The sequence below is a fragment of the Hymenobacter perfusus genome (genome assembly GCF_003944765.1).
Classification (GTDB): Bacteria; Bacteroidota; Bacteroidia; order Cytophagales; family Hymenobacteraceae; genus Hymenobacter; species Hymenobacter perfusus.
In genome coordinates this window covers 267,623-282,791 of record NZ_RWIU01000005.1, presented here as the reverse complement: position 1 = coordinate 282,791, position 15,169 = coordinate 267,623, and the positions used below count along the sequence as shown (strand labels likewise).

Annotated in this window: 12 protein-coding genes; 2 read left to right on the top strand and 10 right to left on the bottom strand. The window is 62.4% G+C overall.

What is annotated here, in order from left to right:
- Positions 1-26 precede the first annotated feature (26 nt).
- The 5 genes from EI293_RS15785 to ggt all read right to left on the bottom strand — a co-directional run bounded on the left by EI293_RS15785 (position 27) and on the right by ggt (position 5,322).
- Complete coding sequence (locus EI293_RS15785; RefSeq protein WP_125439507.1) at positions 27-986, bottom strand: methionyl-tRNA formyltransferase; 960 nt, start codon at positions 984-986, stop codon at positions 27-29.
- Positions 987-1,075: 89 nt separating this feature from the next.
- Entirely contained in the window at positions 1,076-1,612 is a 537-nt protein-coding gene (locus EI293_RS15780; RefSeq protein WP_125439506.1) for a phage tail protein, read from the bottom strand.
- Positions 1,613-1,666: 54 nt separating this feature from the next.
- Entirely contained in the window at positions 1,667-2,215 is a 549-nt protein-coding gene (locus EI293_RS15775; RefSeq protein ID WP_125439505.1) for a phage tail protein, read from the bottom strand.
- A 26-nt stretch (positions 2,216-2,241) separates the two neighbouring features.
- Positions 2,242-2,769, bottom strand: coding sequence for a phage tail protein (locus EI293_RS15770; protein WP_246010697.1), 528 nt, complete (start codon positions 2,767-2,769; stop codon positions 2,242-2,244).
- Between the two features lie 777 nt (positions 2,770-3,546).
- Positions 3,547-5,322, bottom strand: a complete 1,776-nt coding sequence (gene ggt / locus EI293_RS15765; protein ID WP_125439503.1) for a gamma-glutamyltransferase — start codon at positions 5,320-5,322, stop codon at positions 3,547-3,549.
- A 196-nt stretch (positions 5,323-5,518) separates the two neighbouring features.
- Between ggt and EI293_RS15760 the strand changes: the two genes are divergently transcribed.
- On the top strand, positions 5,519-7,573 hold the full coding sequence (locus tag EI293_RS15760) for an alpha-amylase family glycosyl hydrolase (RefSeq protein ID WP_125439502.1): 2,055 nt from the start codon (positions 5,519-5,521) through the stop codon (positions 7,571-7,573).
- 62 nt (positions 7,574-7,635) lie between these two features.
- Here the strand turns inward: EI293_RS15760 and EI293_RS15755 are convergent, their stop codons facing one another.
- Both EI293_RS15755 and EI293_RS15750 read right to left on the bottom strand, forming a co-directional pair.
- Positions 7,636-8,118: a YdeI/OmpD-associated family protein gene (locus EI293_RS15755; RefSeq protein ID WP_125439501.1), complete on the bottom strand. Its 483-nt coding sequence runs from the start codon at positions 8,116-8,118 to the stop codon at positions 7,636-7,638.
- Complete coding sequence (locus EI293_RS15750) at positions 8,115-9,194, bottom strand: glycosyltransferase (protein WP_125439500.1); 1,080 nt, start codon at positions 9,192-9,194, stop codon at positions 8,115-8,117. The genes EI293_RS15755 and EI293_RS15750 overlap by 4 nt, the downstream gene beginning before the upstream one ends.
- Positions 9,195-9,407: 213 nt before the next feature.
- Between EI293_RS15750 and EI293_RS15745 the strand changes: the two genes are divergently transcribed.
- A complete protein-coding gene (locus EI293_RS15745; protein ID WP_170170397.1) occupies positions 9,408-11,837 on the top strand; it encodes a glycoside hydrolase family 31 protein in 2,430 nt (809 codons plus the stop codon).
- A 213-nt stretch (positions 11,838-12,050) separates the two neighbouring features.
- Here the strand turns inward: EI293_RS15745 and EI293_RS15740 are convergent, their stop codons facing one another.
- The 3 genes from EI293_RS15740 to EI293_RS15730 all read right to left on the bottom strand — a co-directional run bounded on the left by EI293_RS15740 (position 12,051) and on the right by EI293_RS15730 (position 15,111).
- The gene (locus EI293_RS15740) at positions 12,051-13,259 is read right to left on the bottom strand and encodes an esterase/lipase family protein (protein WP_125439498.1); all 1,209 of its coding nucleotides are present in this window, start codon (positions 13,257-13,259) and stop codon (positions 12,051-12,053) included.
- On the bottom strand, positions 13,256-14,161 hold the full coding sequence (locus tag EI293_RS15735) for a T9SS type A sorting domain-containing protein (RefSeq protein WP_125439497.1): 906 nt from the start codon (positions 14,159-14,161) through the stop codon (positions 13,256-13,258). Before EI293_RS15735 ends, EI293_RS15740 begins: the two co-directional genes overlap by 4 nt.
- Before the next feature lie 113 nt (positions 14,162-14,274).
- On the bottom strand, positions 14,275-15,111 hold the full coding sequence (locus EI293_RS15730) for a rhomboid family intramembrane serine protease (protein WP_125439496.1): 837 nt from the start codon (positions 15,109-15,111) through the stop codon (positions 14,275-14,277).
- Positions 15,112-15,169 lie beyond the last annotated feature (58 nt).

The window sequence follows — 15,169 nt, the reverse complement described above, 5'->3', positions numbered from 1 at the left end:
CAAAGTTGCCGACTTGTTATCGGTAGTTATGCCTGCGTTGGAAGTATTTCGGAAAAATCTCCCAACACCTCGCCGGGCTGAATGCCCAGGCCGATCAGCTGCATGCCGCTGAAATAGCCCTCATCAAGGGCCACCATGTCGAGGCGCAGGGCCTCGCCCGTTCCGCAGGCTACCCACAGGCCGGCGGTGGCGTCGGCGTGGAGTACGGTGCCGGGCGGCACCGGGCCGGTGGCGGCGGCCGGGTGGGGCGTCACGCCCAGCAGCCGTAGCAGCTGCCCGCGCAGCGTGGTCAGGGCGCCGCGGTTCCAGGGGTTGGCCGCCCGCACCAGCCGGTCGATGGCCGGGGAGGAGTCGGTCCAGCGCACGCACACGTCGGCCAGGGTGGCGCGGGGCCAGTAGTGAGCCTGGGCTTCCTGCTGGGGCTGGGGTACCAGCGCTTGAGCCTCACCACACAGACTGGCAAGCAGCCGCCGGGCCACCGGGGCGGCCTGGGCAGCCAGCCGGGCACGGTGCAGCCCGTGCGTATCGGCCGGCCCGATGGGTACGGGCTCAGCCAGCAGCACCGGACCGGTATCAAAATCGGCGCTCATGCGGTGTACCGTCACGGCGCCGGCTGTTTCCCCGTTGCGAATCTGCCAGAACAGGGGCTCAGGGCCGCGGTAGCCGGGCAGGGCGGCAAAATGAAAGTTGAGAAAACCGTGCGCCGGCAGCGCCAGCACGGCCGCCGGAATGCGCCAGGGGAAGGTAAACACCAGCACGGCCGTGGCGGCCAGTGGGGTCAGCCACTCCGCAAGGGCGGCGCCCAGGCCGGGGCGTTGCAGGCGTACCACGGGCAGGCCCAGGGTGGTAGCCACCTGCACCAGCTGCTCGGCTTCATCGGCCTGGGGGAGCAGCGGCACGGCTACGCTCGCCACGGCACCCTGGGCCGCCAGGGCATGCAGGGCGGGCAGGCCCAGCGCACTACTGATGATAATAGCTACTTGCATGGGGCAGGGTCCGGAAGCAGACCGCGCTGATAACCAGTTGCCTGAACATGGTTACCAGCGCGGTTGCGTTCGGGGGTAAAAGGAATGAGTTAGCCGCGCGAAGGAAAATACCCCTGGGTGGCAATGGCGTAGTTCATGACTGCCATCGGCTGGCGGTTCTCGTGCGGCTGGTTGCCGCCCATGGGTGCCAGCGTATTCGGCAGGATGCTGGTGGCCAGCGTAGCATTGGGTTTGCCCATGGCAAACTGCGTAACGGTGCCGGCAGCCGGGTACGACTGGTCTATTTGCAGGAATTCAGCGGCGGCGGCGGTTTTGATAGTCCCCCCCGTAAACGGGTGCTCGTGCTTCGGCATACTGTCCGGAGTGAGCGTTACGTTTTCCGTACCGCCCGTTTGGCCCTGCACGTAACGGGCCAGGCCCGGCCCCTGGCCCGCGCCCAGCGCTACGCGGCCGCGCAGGTCTGGCAGCGCAAAAGTAGTGCGCCCATCGCCGCCATACATAGTACCTAGTAAGGAGAACAGAGCTTGATTTGCCGAAACGGAGAGCAGTTGGCCCTGGCAAAACAGCCAGCCTTTCGGTGCGTAAGAGAAACCCATCAGGCGGATTTCACCAAGAAAAGCGTCCATAATAGAAAGAGGTGCTTAAAGAAGAGGAAAGGAGAAAACGGCTACCGGGCGCGCTTAGGGCTGCGAGGGCCAGATGCCAGTGGTGGCGATGATGTAGTTGATAGCCGTTACCGGCTGGATGTTCGTGTGCGGCCTGGAGCCGCCGGCCGGCGCTATCTGCCCGACGAGGGCACCCGTGCCCAGCGTGGTGGGCGCATCGCCCAACGCGGTGTTGTAGGCCGATTCGCCCCGGTCACTGAAGTAGGCTCCGGTGGGGTTGGTCTGGCCGGTAGCAGAGTCGCCCGTAACGGCGTTGACGGTGCCATTGAAAGCGTGGCTGTGCACCGGTAGCTGCGCCGTAGTCAGCGTCACGTTTTCCGTACCCATCAGCTGTCCGGTAACATAGTTGGACAGCCCGGGGCCCTGCCCCTGGCCCACCGTCACGCGGCTGGTCATATTGGGCAGGGCGAAGGTGTTTACCCCATCGCCGCCGTAGGTGGTGCCTAGCAGGGTATACAGGGCTTCGTTATCTGAAATCTGGAGGAGCTGACCCTGGCAGAACAGCCAGTCAACCGGTGCAAAATTGCCGCCGAAAATGCGAATTTCTCCGAGGTATTGTTCCATGAGTAGAGTGCGAAGAGAGGGAAGGACTAAGGACGCTGCGGGAAGACGCCCTGCAGGGCGATGATATAGTTGAGCGTCAGGTAAGGCTGCATGTTGTTGTGCGCGAGCGAGCCACCCGTGGGCGTACCCGTGCCCTGCACCGAGTCGGCGGCCATGGTGGTGTTGGGGCCAGGCGTTTCCCCGTATTGGGGCTTACTGGCGTTGCTGAGGAAAGCCTGGCTAGGCGAACTGACGTTCGGATCGGTTGGGTTTACCTTGATACTGCCCAGTGCGTGGGTGTGTGCCGGCATCTGCGTTTGGTCCAGCGTCACTGCTTCCTGTCCGGCTTTAGTACCCACCGGGTAAGAACTCAGGCCGGCACCGGTGCCGGCATTTACTACGGCGCGGCCCCGCAGATCCGGCAGGGCGAAGGTATTCTGGCCGTCGCCGCCAAACTGCGTGCCGAGTATGGAAAACAGCGCGGAATTCGAGCGAATCTGTAGCAATGAGCCGTCGCAGATAGCCCAGTTTGCAGGGGCAAAGGGAAATGCGACTGCGCGGATTTCTCCAAGCATTGGTTCCATAGAGGAGGATTTAGGAAAGAGTGGACGTACAAAGGCCTGCCGCGTGGAAACTCCACGATATAGGTAGCTGGCAATAGGTAGGTAGGGGAAGGAAATAGCCTGCACAGAGGCTAAAAGGAGCGGAAAGCGGGACGAATATATAGGATCTATTTCACATGATAAAGGAATATTTGTATCTTAATGTAATGTTGAAAATATACAAAAAGATACAGGCGCGTAGTAAGTGAATAAGTCCGATATACCTGATTTACAGGTGACTATTGTCAATGTAAACGAATTTGAAAAACCGCCTTTCTTCCAGCGTTTTCTGAGCCTTTTTTGTCCAGACGACTATGCCTGTTGCAGAACCGAAACTGCCCCTGACGGCTCAATGAATGGTCGGACTTATTCAAATGCGTTTAGTCTGGAACAGGGGCAAAAAACAACAGTCTCTTCTCAGGCTATTCCGGAATCAGAAGCTATCCGCTGAAACATGCAGCAATGATCCGATGTACAAAGCTGGTTTTCCTAAAAATAGACGTAGACAAAGTGTGTACAGTTTTAATAAGTATATGATAATAAGGAATTTAAATTTTGGTTAATGCCCTGCGTAGGCTGCTGCTGTCGCCCAATTCGCTGTATTCAGGGAGCCGTTGAACCAGCCTTCTGAGTCATTTTAAGTGATTTTAATACAATTAAATTATCAATAAATGATATTAAAACTGAAAAATAGGATTGCATTAGCCGTAGTGTGACTGTGCAAAACGCAACGGCGATGGGCAGGCAGTGCTAGTATCCCGCCGCCGCGTCGTCGCCGCGGGGGTCGGCACCGCCTTCCAGCCGGCCGTCGGGCAACACCCGAATGACCTCTACCCGGCCCCAGGCGTTGCGGGGCTTGAGCACGTAGCCTCGGGCACGCAGCGTATCCTGGGCGGCGGGTAGTAAAGCGTCTTCTTCTACGTCAAGCTGATCGGGGAGCCACTGGTGGTGCAGGCGGGGCGCGGCCACGGCCTGTTGAGCGTTCATGCCATAATCCACCACGTTCAGGATGGATTGCAACACGCTGGTGATGATGGTGCTGCCGCCGGGTGTGCCGGTGACGAGGGCCAGCTTGCGGTTGTTGGTGAGAATGGCGGGTGTCATGGAGGAGAGCATGCGTTTGCCGGGGGCAATGGCGTTGGCCGCGCCGCCAACCAGCCCGTAGGAGTTGGGCGTGCCGGGCTTGCTGCTGAAATCGTCCATCTCATTATTGAGCAGGAAGCCGGCCCCGGCCACCACTACCTTGCTGCCATACGCCCCATTCAGCGTAGTTGTGCAGCTTACAGCGTTGCCCTGGGTATCCACCACGTTGTAGTGCGTGGTCTGATCCGATTCATAGCCGGGCAGGGTTGCGCTGGCCGTCACTTGGTTGCTAGAGGTGGCACGGTAGGGCAAAGTGGTGGCCATGCGCTGGCGATTATACCTAGCCTCCAGCAGCTGCGGCACGGGCACGCGGCCAAAGTCCGGGTCGCCGAGGTAGGTGGCGCGGTCGGCGTACACGCGGCGCTGGGCTTCGGTAATCCAGTGCGTAGCCTGGGGCGAGTGCCAGCCGGACCGGCCCAGGTTGTAGGGCTCCAGCATCTGCAGCATTTGTAGAAGCGCAACGCCTCCGGAACTGGGCGGCGGAAAAGTGAGCACCTCATAGCCCCGGTACCGACCATGCAGCGGCGTGCGCCATTGAGGCTGGTAGTTGAGCAGGTCCTGCTTTGTGATTATTCCCTTGCCGTGCTGCATCTCGGCTACGATAAGGTCAGCTGTTACGCCTTCGTAGAAGCCCGTTCGGCCCTGGTCACGGATGCGACGCAGGGTGGCGGCCAAGTCGGGAAGGCGGATTGTTTCCCCGACCGTCCAGTTCCGACCCATGAGCTTGTACGAGGTAAGCACCTCCTCGTATCTCAGGTCGCCCTCTCCACCCACCATTTCATTGGTTAAAGAGGAAATAAACTCGGTGCGGTTCAGCCCTGCGGCTTCCTTTTCAGTCAGCTTGAGGCCTTGAGCAGCCAAATCCACGGCCGGTTGCACCACGTCCTTCCACGGCAGCTTGCCCAGCTTCTGGTGCAGCACCCACATGCCGGCCACGGTGCCGGGCACGCCGGCGGCCAGATGGCCCAGGGTGCTCAGGTTGGGGATGACGTTGCCCTGGGCATCCAGGTACATATCCCGGGCGGCGGCGGCGGGGGCAGTTTCGCGGAAATCCAGCGCGCCTTCCTGCCCGTCGGCCCCGCGGTAGAGCAAAAAGCCGCCGCCCCCGATGTTGCCGGCTACCGGGAAGGCCACAGCCAAAGCAAACTGCACGGCTACGGCCGCATCGTAAGCATTGCCGCCCTTGCGCAGAATTTCCACCCCAATCCGCGTGGCTTCCGGGTGGGCTGATACCACCATAGCCTTAGCTGTTACCACGGGCATAGCGGCCGGAATGGGGGCGGCTAAGGTAGCGGCGGCAAGTTTGGGGGCGGTAACGGAGGGCTGGGCGGTGGTACAGGCGGCCAGGGCCGTCAGGAGCAGGAAGGGAATACGGTGGTGCATAGAACCGTAAAGGTAGGCGAGGCCATGAGTAGTTTTCGTGGCCGGCTCCTGCCGCTCAGAGAGCTGGCTACTCTGCCCAGGCATGGCGGTTTGACCAACAACTGGCCAATCAACAACCACTACCGGCTAACCCACAACCAACCCCGGTTCCCTAATCCGCGTAGCTTTGGCCTGAACCAGACCTGTGCCCCCGACTATGACGACCGAACCGCTGGCCCCTGCTACTCCCGAAGAAACCACGGCCCACCTGCCCCTCGTGCAGCACGACCCTTGGCTGGCCCCCTACGAGCCGGTACTGCGGCAGCGCCAGCAGCGCCTGAAGCAGCGCCTGGCCGAAATAACCGCTCAGCACGGCTCCCTCAGCAAGTTTGCCTTGGCTCACCAGCGGCTAGGCCTCAACTACGACGGCCGCCGCCGGGGCTACTGGTTCCGGGAGTGGGCGCCCGCCGCCGAAGCCCTCTACTTAGTAGGCGACTTCAACGGCTGGGACCGGCAGGCCACCCCACTCACTCGCGGCGAGGATGGCGTGTGGGAAGTGTTCCTGCCCGATAAGGACTACAAGGACCGCCTCACGCACTACTCCCTCTACAAAGTTCACGTAATCACGCGCCACGGGGCCAAAGACCGGCTTCCGGCCACTCTACGCCGCGCCGTGCAACACCCCGAAACCAAGGATTTTGCCGCCCAGGTGTGGCGGCCCGAGCAGCCGTTCGTGTGGTCGGATCAGAAGTTCCGGGTGCCAAACTTTGTGCGCGAGCCGCTGATTTACGAGGCCCACGTCGGCATGGCGCTGGAAGAAGGCAAAGTGGGTTCCTACCTGGAATTTGCCGACCAGCTGCTGCCCCGCATTCAGGCCGAGGGCTACAACTGCCTCCAACTAATGGCCGTGATGGAACACCCGTACTACGGCTCGTTCGGCTACCACGTGGCCAATTTCTTTGCCGTATCGTCGCGGTTCGGTACGCCCGAGGAGTTGAAGCACCTCATCAACGAGGCGCACTGCCGGGGCATTGCCGTGCTGCTGGATGTGGTGCACTCCCACGCCGTGAAGAATGAGGCCGAAGGGCTGGCCGATTTCGATGGTTCCGGCGGCCAGTATTTCCACCAGGGCGCGCGCGGTAACCACCCCGGCTGGGATTCCAAGCTGTTTAACTACGCCAAGCCCGAGGTGCAGCAGTTTCTGCTCAGCAACCTGCGCTACTGGCTGGAGGAGTTCCACTTCGATGGGTTCCGGTTTGACGGCATCACCAGCATGCTCTACCAGCACCACGGCGAAGGCGTGGCCTTTGGCGGCTATGAGCAGTATTTCGGCCCCGATGCCGACGAGGACGCCATCCTGTACCTGCAGCTGGCTACCACGCTGGTGCGCGAAATCAAACGTAGCGCGTTGCTCATTGCCGAGGATATGAGCGGGATGCCCGGCCTGTGCCGGCCCATCGAGGAGGGCGGCATCGGCTTCGATTATCGTCTGGCCATGGGCATTCCGGATTACTGGATCAAGCTGCTCAAGCACACCCGCGACGAGGACTGGAACCTCTACGACCTCTGGCACGTGCTCACCAACCGCCGGGCCGGCGAGAAAACGGTGGCCTACGCCGAAAGCCACGATCAGGCCCTGGTAGGCGACAAAACCCTGGCCCACTGGCTGCTCGATTCGGCCATCTACGAGCACATGCACACCGCCGACCCTGACCCCATCACGGCCCGGGGCGTGGCTTTGCACAAGCTCATCCGGCTGGCGACGCTCAGCCTGGGCGGGGAGGCCTACCTGAACTTCATCGGCAACGAGTTCGGGCACCCCGAGTGGGTGGATTTTCCGCGGGAGGGCAACGGCTGGAGCCACCATTTCGCCCGCCGCCAGTGGAGCCTGGCCGATAATCCGGAGCTGAAATTCCAGTATCTGCTGCAGTTTGATAAGGCCATGCTGCACCTGGCCAAAACCAACCGCCTGCTCACCGCCGGTCCGGCCCGCCAGTTCAACATCGACCCGAATAACCAGGTGATGGTATTCGAGCGGGGCAGCCTGGTATTCGTCATCAGCTTCCACGTGGACCGCAGCGTGCCCGATTACCGCTTCGTGGTGCCCACGCCCGGCCGCTACCGCATCGTGCTCAACTCCGACGATACCCAATTCGGCGGCTTCGGCCGGGTGGATGACGGCCTTATCTACGAAACCTTTCAGGAGGAGGGAGTGAATAAGCTCAGCCTCTACGTTACCAGCCGCACGGCCCTGGTGCTGGCCCGCGTGTAAAGTTCGCAGCACAAAAAAGCCGCCCGTTTCCTGAGAAGCGGGCGGCTTTTTTGTGTCGATTTCTACTGCTTGGTTTTGCGGCCGGTACGGGCTATTTCGAGTACGTCTTCGATGCGCTGGGAACGGGCGTCGGGCTTTTTGGTGCGGGCTACGCGCTGAATCAGCTCCTTTTGCTGGGTGTAGGACAGGGTCTCGAACTGGGCCTGCAGGCCGGCCCGGTCAAGGGCGCGGGTGAGGTCGATGGGCAGCTCCAGGCCGCTGGGAGCGGTATCGTGCTCCAGCACCACATGGACCACGTCGGCCCAGGTCTTACCGATGGTGTTGCGCAGCTCTTTGCGCACGCTCAGTACGTGCAGGTCGTCGCCGGCGGGCGTCAGGTTCTGGCGGATGGGAAAGCCATCAATGGTGCCCCGGACGGGCAGCGGCCCCTTCGTGCCGTATAGTTCGGCTACGTTGAAGGGAACGGCCAGAAAAACGCCGCTGTCGGCTCCGTCCATTTCCAGGGGGGCGTCAAACTCGTGGCGGAGGGGTATTTCGGAACTCATGCGGTAGGAGGAAAAAAGGGCACTGTAGGCTGACGTCCTGTCAGGCTGTGTTCAAGTTGATGGAGTACGGTATTCAGTGTTTCGGTATCGGTGGGGTCAACCAGCTGCAACCGTTCGGGGGCCACGTTGTAGCGCACCCGCAGCAGGTGGGCCACCTCGTCGGAAGCGGCCAGCACCATGTCGGCGCGGCGCAGGGCCAGGCGTTCCAGCTCCAGGGCCCAGCCCCGGTCGGCGGGCGTGGCGCGCTCTTGGGCCAGGCTATGCACGTGCAGCACCAGCGGCCGGCCCGTTTGCTGCCGGATTTCCAGCGCCGCCAGCCAGGTGGGCCAATCGGCGGCGTAAATCACGGCAAAATCTTCCAGTAAGGCCCGGCGGGTAGCAAAGCGGGCGTACTGAATCACCTGAAAGTTGAGGTCGGCATCCGGCGGTAGGTCCACGCCCAGCGCTGCCAAAGCCTCCACCAAGGTGGTGCGGACCGGGGCCGGCTGCTCGGCGGGCGTCAGCTCCTCATTGCCCTGCTCGGATGCTTCCACTTCTTCCGGCGCAACTGCAGCCAGGAGCTGTTCCGGACCGGTTTCTTCCGCTTCCGGCTCCTCCGTTGTGGCAATGGAGGCTTCTACCGCCCGGCGGGTGGCCCGCTGGTCAACGACTGCCGGGCGCTCCTCCAGGTAAGGTAGGCTGAGGGCCTTGGGCAGGCCGGCGTTGGGGGCGGCACCAGCCAGGTCCGGCGTAGCACCCTGATAAGGGGCCGCCGGCACGGCCCAGGCGCCGCCGGCTCCGGCTGCCGTTTGCTCGACGGTGGAGCCTATGTAAGGTGCGGCGGGCTGCTGCCAGGCGGCAGGCCCATCGGGACGGGTAATGCGGGCTTCGGCTAGGGTTAGGTCGGTGAGGGACGTGATACGGGTGGTAGCGGTGTTGCCAATGGCGGGCTGCGGCTGGTGCGGCACCATCACCGAAAGGGCCGCGTGGGGGGCCAGAGTATCAACTAACGGACGGATGGCGGGTACCGGCTGCTCCCCGGTGCGGGGCGCATCGTTCCAGCCGAGCAGGAGCACGTGAAGAGGAGCGGGGGTCATACTAAAGATAATCAGACAGCAGAAGCGTATACCGGCGTACGGCAAGGTAGAGAAAAAAGGTGCCCGTAGTGCGAAATGCGCGTTCGGTCGAAAACCCGGCCGCCCCGGGCTGCGTCGTACCCGGTTGCTTTTTTACCTTTGCCCTCCGTCGTAGCCGCCGCTTGGCCGCCGCGCGCTTTTTATCCTCTGTTTCTCCCTGACGCACCTGCTCGCATGGCCGAAAATTTCGATAGTAACTACATGGTCAATGACCTGGCCGCGCAGGCGCGCCAGGAGCTCCGCCCCGGGCGGGTGGTGGCGGGCGAGCGGCAGGGCACGGACTTCATTTTCCGCTGCGACAACGGCGTGCAGCTCAGCATCCAGGTAATTACCGACAAGGTGCTGCGCTTCCGTTACATTACCGAGGGGCCGTTTCCGAAGGATTTCAGCTACGCCTTTGCCGATGGCGTGCCCGTGCGTCAGGAGCTGGAGTTTCTGGAGTTCCGGGAGAAGCCCGACCACTACCGCATCACCACCGACCGCCTGATTTGCGTGGTGGATAAGGAAAGCCTGCGCACCCGCGTGCTCAACCGCTCCGGCCTGGTGCTCACCGACGACGAAAAGGGCTTCCACTGGGAGTACGACTACGACTCGGGCAACGACCTGGTGAAGATGAGCAAGCAGGTGCAGAGCGGGGCCCACTACTACGGCCTCGGCGACAAGCCCGATAACATGAACCTGCGCGGCAAGCAGTTCACCAACTGGGGCACCGATACCTACGGCTACCAGAAAGGCTCCGACCCGCTCTACAAGAACATTCCCTTCTTCCTGGGCCTGCACCAGAAGGTGGCCCACGGCATCTTTTTCGATAACACCTTCAAGGCCTCCTTCGACTTCGCGGCCGAGCGCGCCGACGTGGCCTCGTTCTGGGCTCAGGGCGGCGAGATGAACTACTACTTCATCTACGGTCCCTCGCTCATGGAAGTGACGCAGGAATACACCCGCTTGACCAGCCCGCCCGAGCTGCCGCCGCTGTGGGCCCTGGGCTACCACCAGTGCAAGTGGAGCTACTTCCCCGAAAGTAACGTGAAGGCCATTGCCCAGGGCTTCCGCGACCGGAAAATTCCCTGCGACGCGCTCTACCTCGACATCGATTACATGGATGGCTACCGGTGCTTTACCTGGAGCCCTACGCACTTCCCCGAGCCCCAGCGCATGGTGCGGGAACTGGCCGAAGACGGCTTCAAAACCATCGTCATCATCGACCCAGGTATCAAGATTGACCCCGATTATACCGTCCACCGGGAGGCCCTCAAAAACGACTACTTCTGCCGCCGCGCCGACGGCCCGCTGATGAAGGGCTCGGTGTGGCCCGGCCTCTGCCACTTCCCCGATTACACCCGCCCCGAGGTGCGCGAGTGGTGGGCCGGTCTATTCAAGGGCCTGATTCAGGAAACCGGTGTGAAGGGTGTCTGGAACGATATGAACGAGCCCGCCGTGTTCGAAAAGGGCACGTTCCCCGATGACGTGCGCTTCGGCTACGACGGCCTGGGCGCCTCGCACCGCAAGGCCCACAACATTTACGGCATGCAGATGGCCCGCGCCACCAACGAGGGCGTGAAGCAGTTCAGCTACCCTAACCGGCCCTTCACCATCACGCGCAGCACCTATGCCGGCGGCCAGCGCTACTCCTCCGGCTGGACCGGCGACAACATTGCCTCCTGGGAACACCTGTGGCTTGCCAACATCCAGTGCCAGCGGCTGAGCATCTCGGGCTTCTCGTTCGTGGGCTCCGATATCGGGGGCTTCATCGACACGCCCGATGGCGAGCTGTACGCCCGTTGGGTGGCTTTAGGCGCGTTCCACCCGTTCTTCCGCACCCACAGCTCCGGTGACCACGGCGACCAGGAGCCCTGGTCGTTCGGGGAGTATTTCCTGGATGCGGCCCGGGGCTTCATTGAGCTGCGCTACCGTTTGCTGCCCTACATGTACACCGCCTTCTGGCAGTACGCCACGGCCGGCACGCCCATCCTGCGCCCCCTGGCTTTCCTTGATCAGGCCGATACCGATACCTACCTGCGCATGGCCGAGTTCAGCCTCGGCGACCATCTGCTGGTGTGCCCCATCACCACGGCCGGCGCCGATGGCCGCTGGATGTACCTGCCCCGCGGCGACTGGTTCTACTACTATACCGACGAGGCCAAGGCCGGCGGCCAGGAAGTATGGGCCGCCGCTGACCTCACCCGGATTCCGCTCTTCATCAAGGCCGGGGCCGTGGTGCCCATGTACCCGCTCATGCAGTACGTGGGCGAGAAAGTGGTGGAAGAAGTGGACCTGCACGTCTATTTCAAGCAGGGCGAGGAAACCAGCGTGCTCTACGAAGACGGCGGCGAAGGCTACGGCTACGAGCAGGGCCAGCGCACCACCCGCCGCTTCCGCGTAACGGGCACGGCCCAGGGCCTGCTGCTGCAACAGGAAACCGAAGGCGACTACCAGCCTACCTGGGCCACCTACCGCGTGGTGTTGCACGGCCTGCCGTTCCAGCCCACCGCCTTCAGCACCGACGGCCAGCCCGCCACCGCCACCGAAGCCACCCTCGAAACCGGCCTCACCCTGCCCGCCGTGGTAATAGGCGCCGGCTTCACGGAGTTAGTGATTGGGTAGTTTAGGGTAGGAGGGTTTAGGGGTAGGAGTTGTCATTGTGAGCGGAGCGAGGCAATCCTTCCTTTTCAGATAGTCAATGTAGATAAGCAGAAAGCCCCTGACTCCAGCACGGACGTCAGGGGCTTTCTGCAGTTCAGGGTTTTGCGTTGCGTGAAGGAAGGATTGCCTCGCTCCGCTCACAATGACAATTCCTACCCTCACACCCTCACACCCTCATTCCCCAATCCGCTCCCGCAGGTACTGGTACACTTCGGGGCTGCTGAGCAGGGTGCCGTGGTGGAGCTTGGAGTAGATGTGGGTGCTGATGAGCAACTCGGGCGGGGAGGCGGGGTCCTGGAAGATGCGGCCCCGGGCACTACCCGCGCCCACTAGCCCGTCGCCGAAGTAGTCGTGCAGCGCGGAATTGGCCGATTTCAGCAACGAGCCCACCAGAATGTGGTAGCGCACCCCGGGCAGCGGCGGCACTACTGTGCGGGGCGGAAACAGGTCGTCGGCGTGCTCGTTCTGCCAGTCCTCGTCAGTGAGGCGGGCGTGGCGTAGGTCCTTGATGCCGTTGCTGCGCTGGTCAAGCAGCCCACTGATGGCCCGGGTGGGCCACAGGTTGATTTTTCGCAGAATCAGGCTGGTCAGGTGGCTGTTCTGCTCCAGAAACGAGCCGTCGTTGGGCACGCCTAGCAGAAACACGTCCCGCAGGTGCTCCAGCCAGGTTGGTTGCTCATTGTTGGTTGTTAGTTGTTGGCTTTTGGTTGTTGGAGCGGTAGTGCTTTCGTTGGTAGAACCAGCCGACTCCGTTCCGCTTTTACTTTTCACTTCTTCATTTTTACTTCCTCCGTAGTGTCCGGCTGAGCGAATCACCAGCCCGCCCATGCTGTGGCCTACGAGCACCAGCTCGCCCACCGCGTCAGGAAACGTCGTGACCAAGTCCGTGAGCAGCGCGTGCAGCTGGCGGCCGTTTTCGGAAATGTGCAGGCCGGAGTTATAGCGCAGGTACAGGCAGCACACGTCCAGTTCCCGCTGCAGGCGCGGGCCGAAGCGCACATCCTCCGTACCGTTGCCGGTTTGCCAGATCACCTCGTCGCCCATCAGCCCGTGTAGAAACACCACCGTTTTACGTGGCCGGCCGCTGTCCGCAGGCAGTAGGTCTAGGTTGGCCACCGGCACATCGGCCGCATACCGGCGGAAGCTCATCCGGATGGCCCGGCGGTCCTGGCGGGCCGCCAGCTGGTCGCCGAAAGCCCCGTTGAGCACCGGCAGTGTGAAATGCAGATTGTCCTGGCCCACCCGGTAGAGTACGCCGGCCCCGTTGAACGGTGCCTGGGCCGCCCGGCCCACGGCCGCCACGGCCCGCCGCCACCGCGAGAGGCGGGGCGGGTCAGGATCAGGGGAAAGAGAAGCGTCGGTAGGGTCCTGAGGTTCGGTCACGGAATGAGAAGTTTGCGCGTCAGCGGCCCTTCCGGCGTGCTGAGGTGCAAAAGATACACTCCGGCCGGTTGTCCGTGCAACTCTACGCGCCGGCCGCTGGCCTGGTTGAGCGGAGCCGCCGCCTGCCGGGCCACTAGTCGGCCGGCGGCATCGGTTACCTCGTAGGGGGCGGTAGCCACGGTGGGCTCGCTCAGGGAAGCCAGCTGAAAGTCGCCGTCGGTACTCGGATTGGGGTAAATGCTCAGGGCCTGTTGCAGGCGGGGCGGGGCCACGGCGGTAGCCGTGCCCTGCAATGATATTTCATCGACGTAGAGCGTGGAAACGCCGATGCTCTGACCGTTGCCGGCTACAAAAAACAGCCGTAGCGTATCCGGAGTCAGGCCCGATACATAGCCTAACGGCACCGAAATCCGGCCGTAGGTGGTGCGGGCCGGGAGGGTTTCGGCGTAGCCGGCAATGGGTTGGATGGCATTGCCGCCGCCCCGCGTCAGCACGATGTACACGCCGGCCGTGTCGTTGGTGGCCGTGCTCAGCTTGTACCAGAACTGCAGGCTGCCCGGCCGGCCCGTGTAGGGCACTCCGCTGATGCCAAACCCGGAAGGCCGAAACCGGTCACCCAGCATCAGCAGACCCGGAAACGGTGCCCCGAAAAACGCCTTGCTCTCGATTTTGGCCGCGAAGCTGCCCGCCTGCCGGTCCGTTGATTTCGTGACGGTACCCAGGGCCAGCGGAATTCCCTGGCCGCCATACAGCTCATCGGAGGAGTACCAGCCCTGCGGACTTTCTGAGGCCCCGCGCGCCGTCCAGGTTTCCAGCCCGCCATTCACGATGCCTTGTGCTTGTAGCGGCCGTAATCCAATTCCCAGCCAACCCAATACCAGTAAGTAAAACAGCTTTTTCATTGCCTTCCGCACGTAAAATGACTGCCTGACTCCGCCTGAGTCTGCTATACTGTAAATATACTATATATGGTAATTTGTTTTGTATCACATCATCGGGTGATGTAATAACGAGGCTAAGCCTGGGGCGAGGTAGCCGGGGGCAGCGCGGCTCCCAGTACTGCTCCGGTCAGCAGACCGCCGACATGGGCCGCATTATCGGTGGTGTGGGCCTGTAGCCCGCCCGTGAGGCTGCTCACCATCAGGTAGAACACGAACAGCAACACGGTGTACCGCTCGGGGCGGGAAAAGGCTGCCGGCCGCCGGACCAGCGTAGCCAGCAGCAGGCCATAGAGCCCAAAAATAGCCCCCGAAGCTCCCACCGAATTCACGCCTGCCGTGTGCCACCACAAACTGGCCAGACTACCGCCCACCCCGCACAACAGGTACACCAGCAGCAACCGGCGAGAGCCAGTCAGGCGTTCCGTCAGGAGCCCCAGAAACACTAGGGACGACATGTTCAGCAGCAGATGGGCCACGCCGCCGTGCAGGAAAGTGCTGCTCAGCAGCCGCCACGGCTCATCAGGTAAGGTAAGGGGGGAGAAGTTGGAGCCCCACCGGACGAGTTCGGCGCTGGCGGGCTGCCAGAAGTTGTGCCCGCTGAGGCCCAGCGCCATGTAGCCCAGTAGGTTCAGCCACAGTAGCAGCGGTGTGACACGGTAGCCCGCCCGGAACCCAAAAATGCCCCGGATGGCTCCCCAGGTTACGCTGCCGGCCGTGGGTTCAGGAGAGCGAGGCGGGGGCGACTGAATGGCTGCCGACTGCATATCCGGCACGAGGCCCCGCCGCTGCAACTCCTGCACGGCCGCTTGGCCCACGGCGGCCGGGTACTGCTGCGCGTGCTGAGCCAGATACAGCAGCTCGGCGTCGGTTTTCCGGGCAAACAGCTCGGCGGGAGTAGGAGAATCAGCCATAGACGGAAAAAGAAGCCGCCCCCAATACAACCGGCGCGGTGTAATGAGGGCGGCGTCA

Bases quoted from the DNA above. Each gene is read 5' to 3' on its own strand.
- EI293_RS15755 (WP_125439501.1), bottom strand. From the start codon at position 8,118: ATGAGTTCCGAAATACCCCTCCGCCACGAGTTTGACGCCCCCCTGGAA.
- EI293_RS15785 (WP_125439507.1), bottom strand. From the start codon at position 986: ATGCAAGTAGCTATTATCATCAGTAGTGCGCTGGGCCTGCCCGCCCTG.
- ggt (WP_125439503.1), bottom strand. From the start codon at position 5,322: ATGCACCACCGTATTCCCTTCCTGCTCCTGACGGCCCTGGCCGCCTGT.
- EI293_RS15775 (WP_125439505.1), bottom strand. From the start codon at position 2,215: ATGGAACAATACCTCGGAGAAATTCGCATTTTCGGCGGCAATTTTGCA.
- EI293_RS15730 (WP_125439496.1), bottom strand. From the start codon at position 15,111: ATGGCTGATTCTCCTACTCCCGCCGAGCTGTTTGCCCGGAAAACCGAC.
- EI293_RS15770 (WP_246010697.1), bottom strand. From the start codon at position 2,769: ATGCTTGGAGAAATCCGCGCAGTCGCATTTCCCTTTGCCCCTGCAAAC.
- EI293_RS15760 (WP_125439502.1), top strand. From the start codon at position 5,519: ATGACGACCGAACCGCTGGCCCCTGCTACTCCCGAAGAAACCACGGCC.
- EI293_RS15780 (WP_125439506.1), bottom strand. From the start codon at position 1,612: ATGGACGCTTTTCTTGGTGAAATCCGCCTGATGGGTTTCTCTTACGCA.
- EI293_RS15745 (WP_170170397.1), top strand. From the start codon at position 9,408: ATGGCCGAAAATTTCGATAGTAACTACATGGTCAATGACCTGGCCGCG.
- EI293_RS15750 (WP_125439500.1), bottom strand. From the start codon at position 9,194: ATGACCCCCGCTCCTCTTCACGTGCTCCTGCTCGGCTGGAACGATGCG.
- EI293_RS15735 (WP_125439497.1), bottom strand. From the start codon at position 14,161: ATGAAAAAGCTGTTTTACTTACTGGTATTGGGTTGGCTGGGAATTGGA.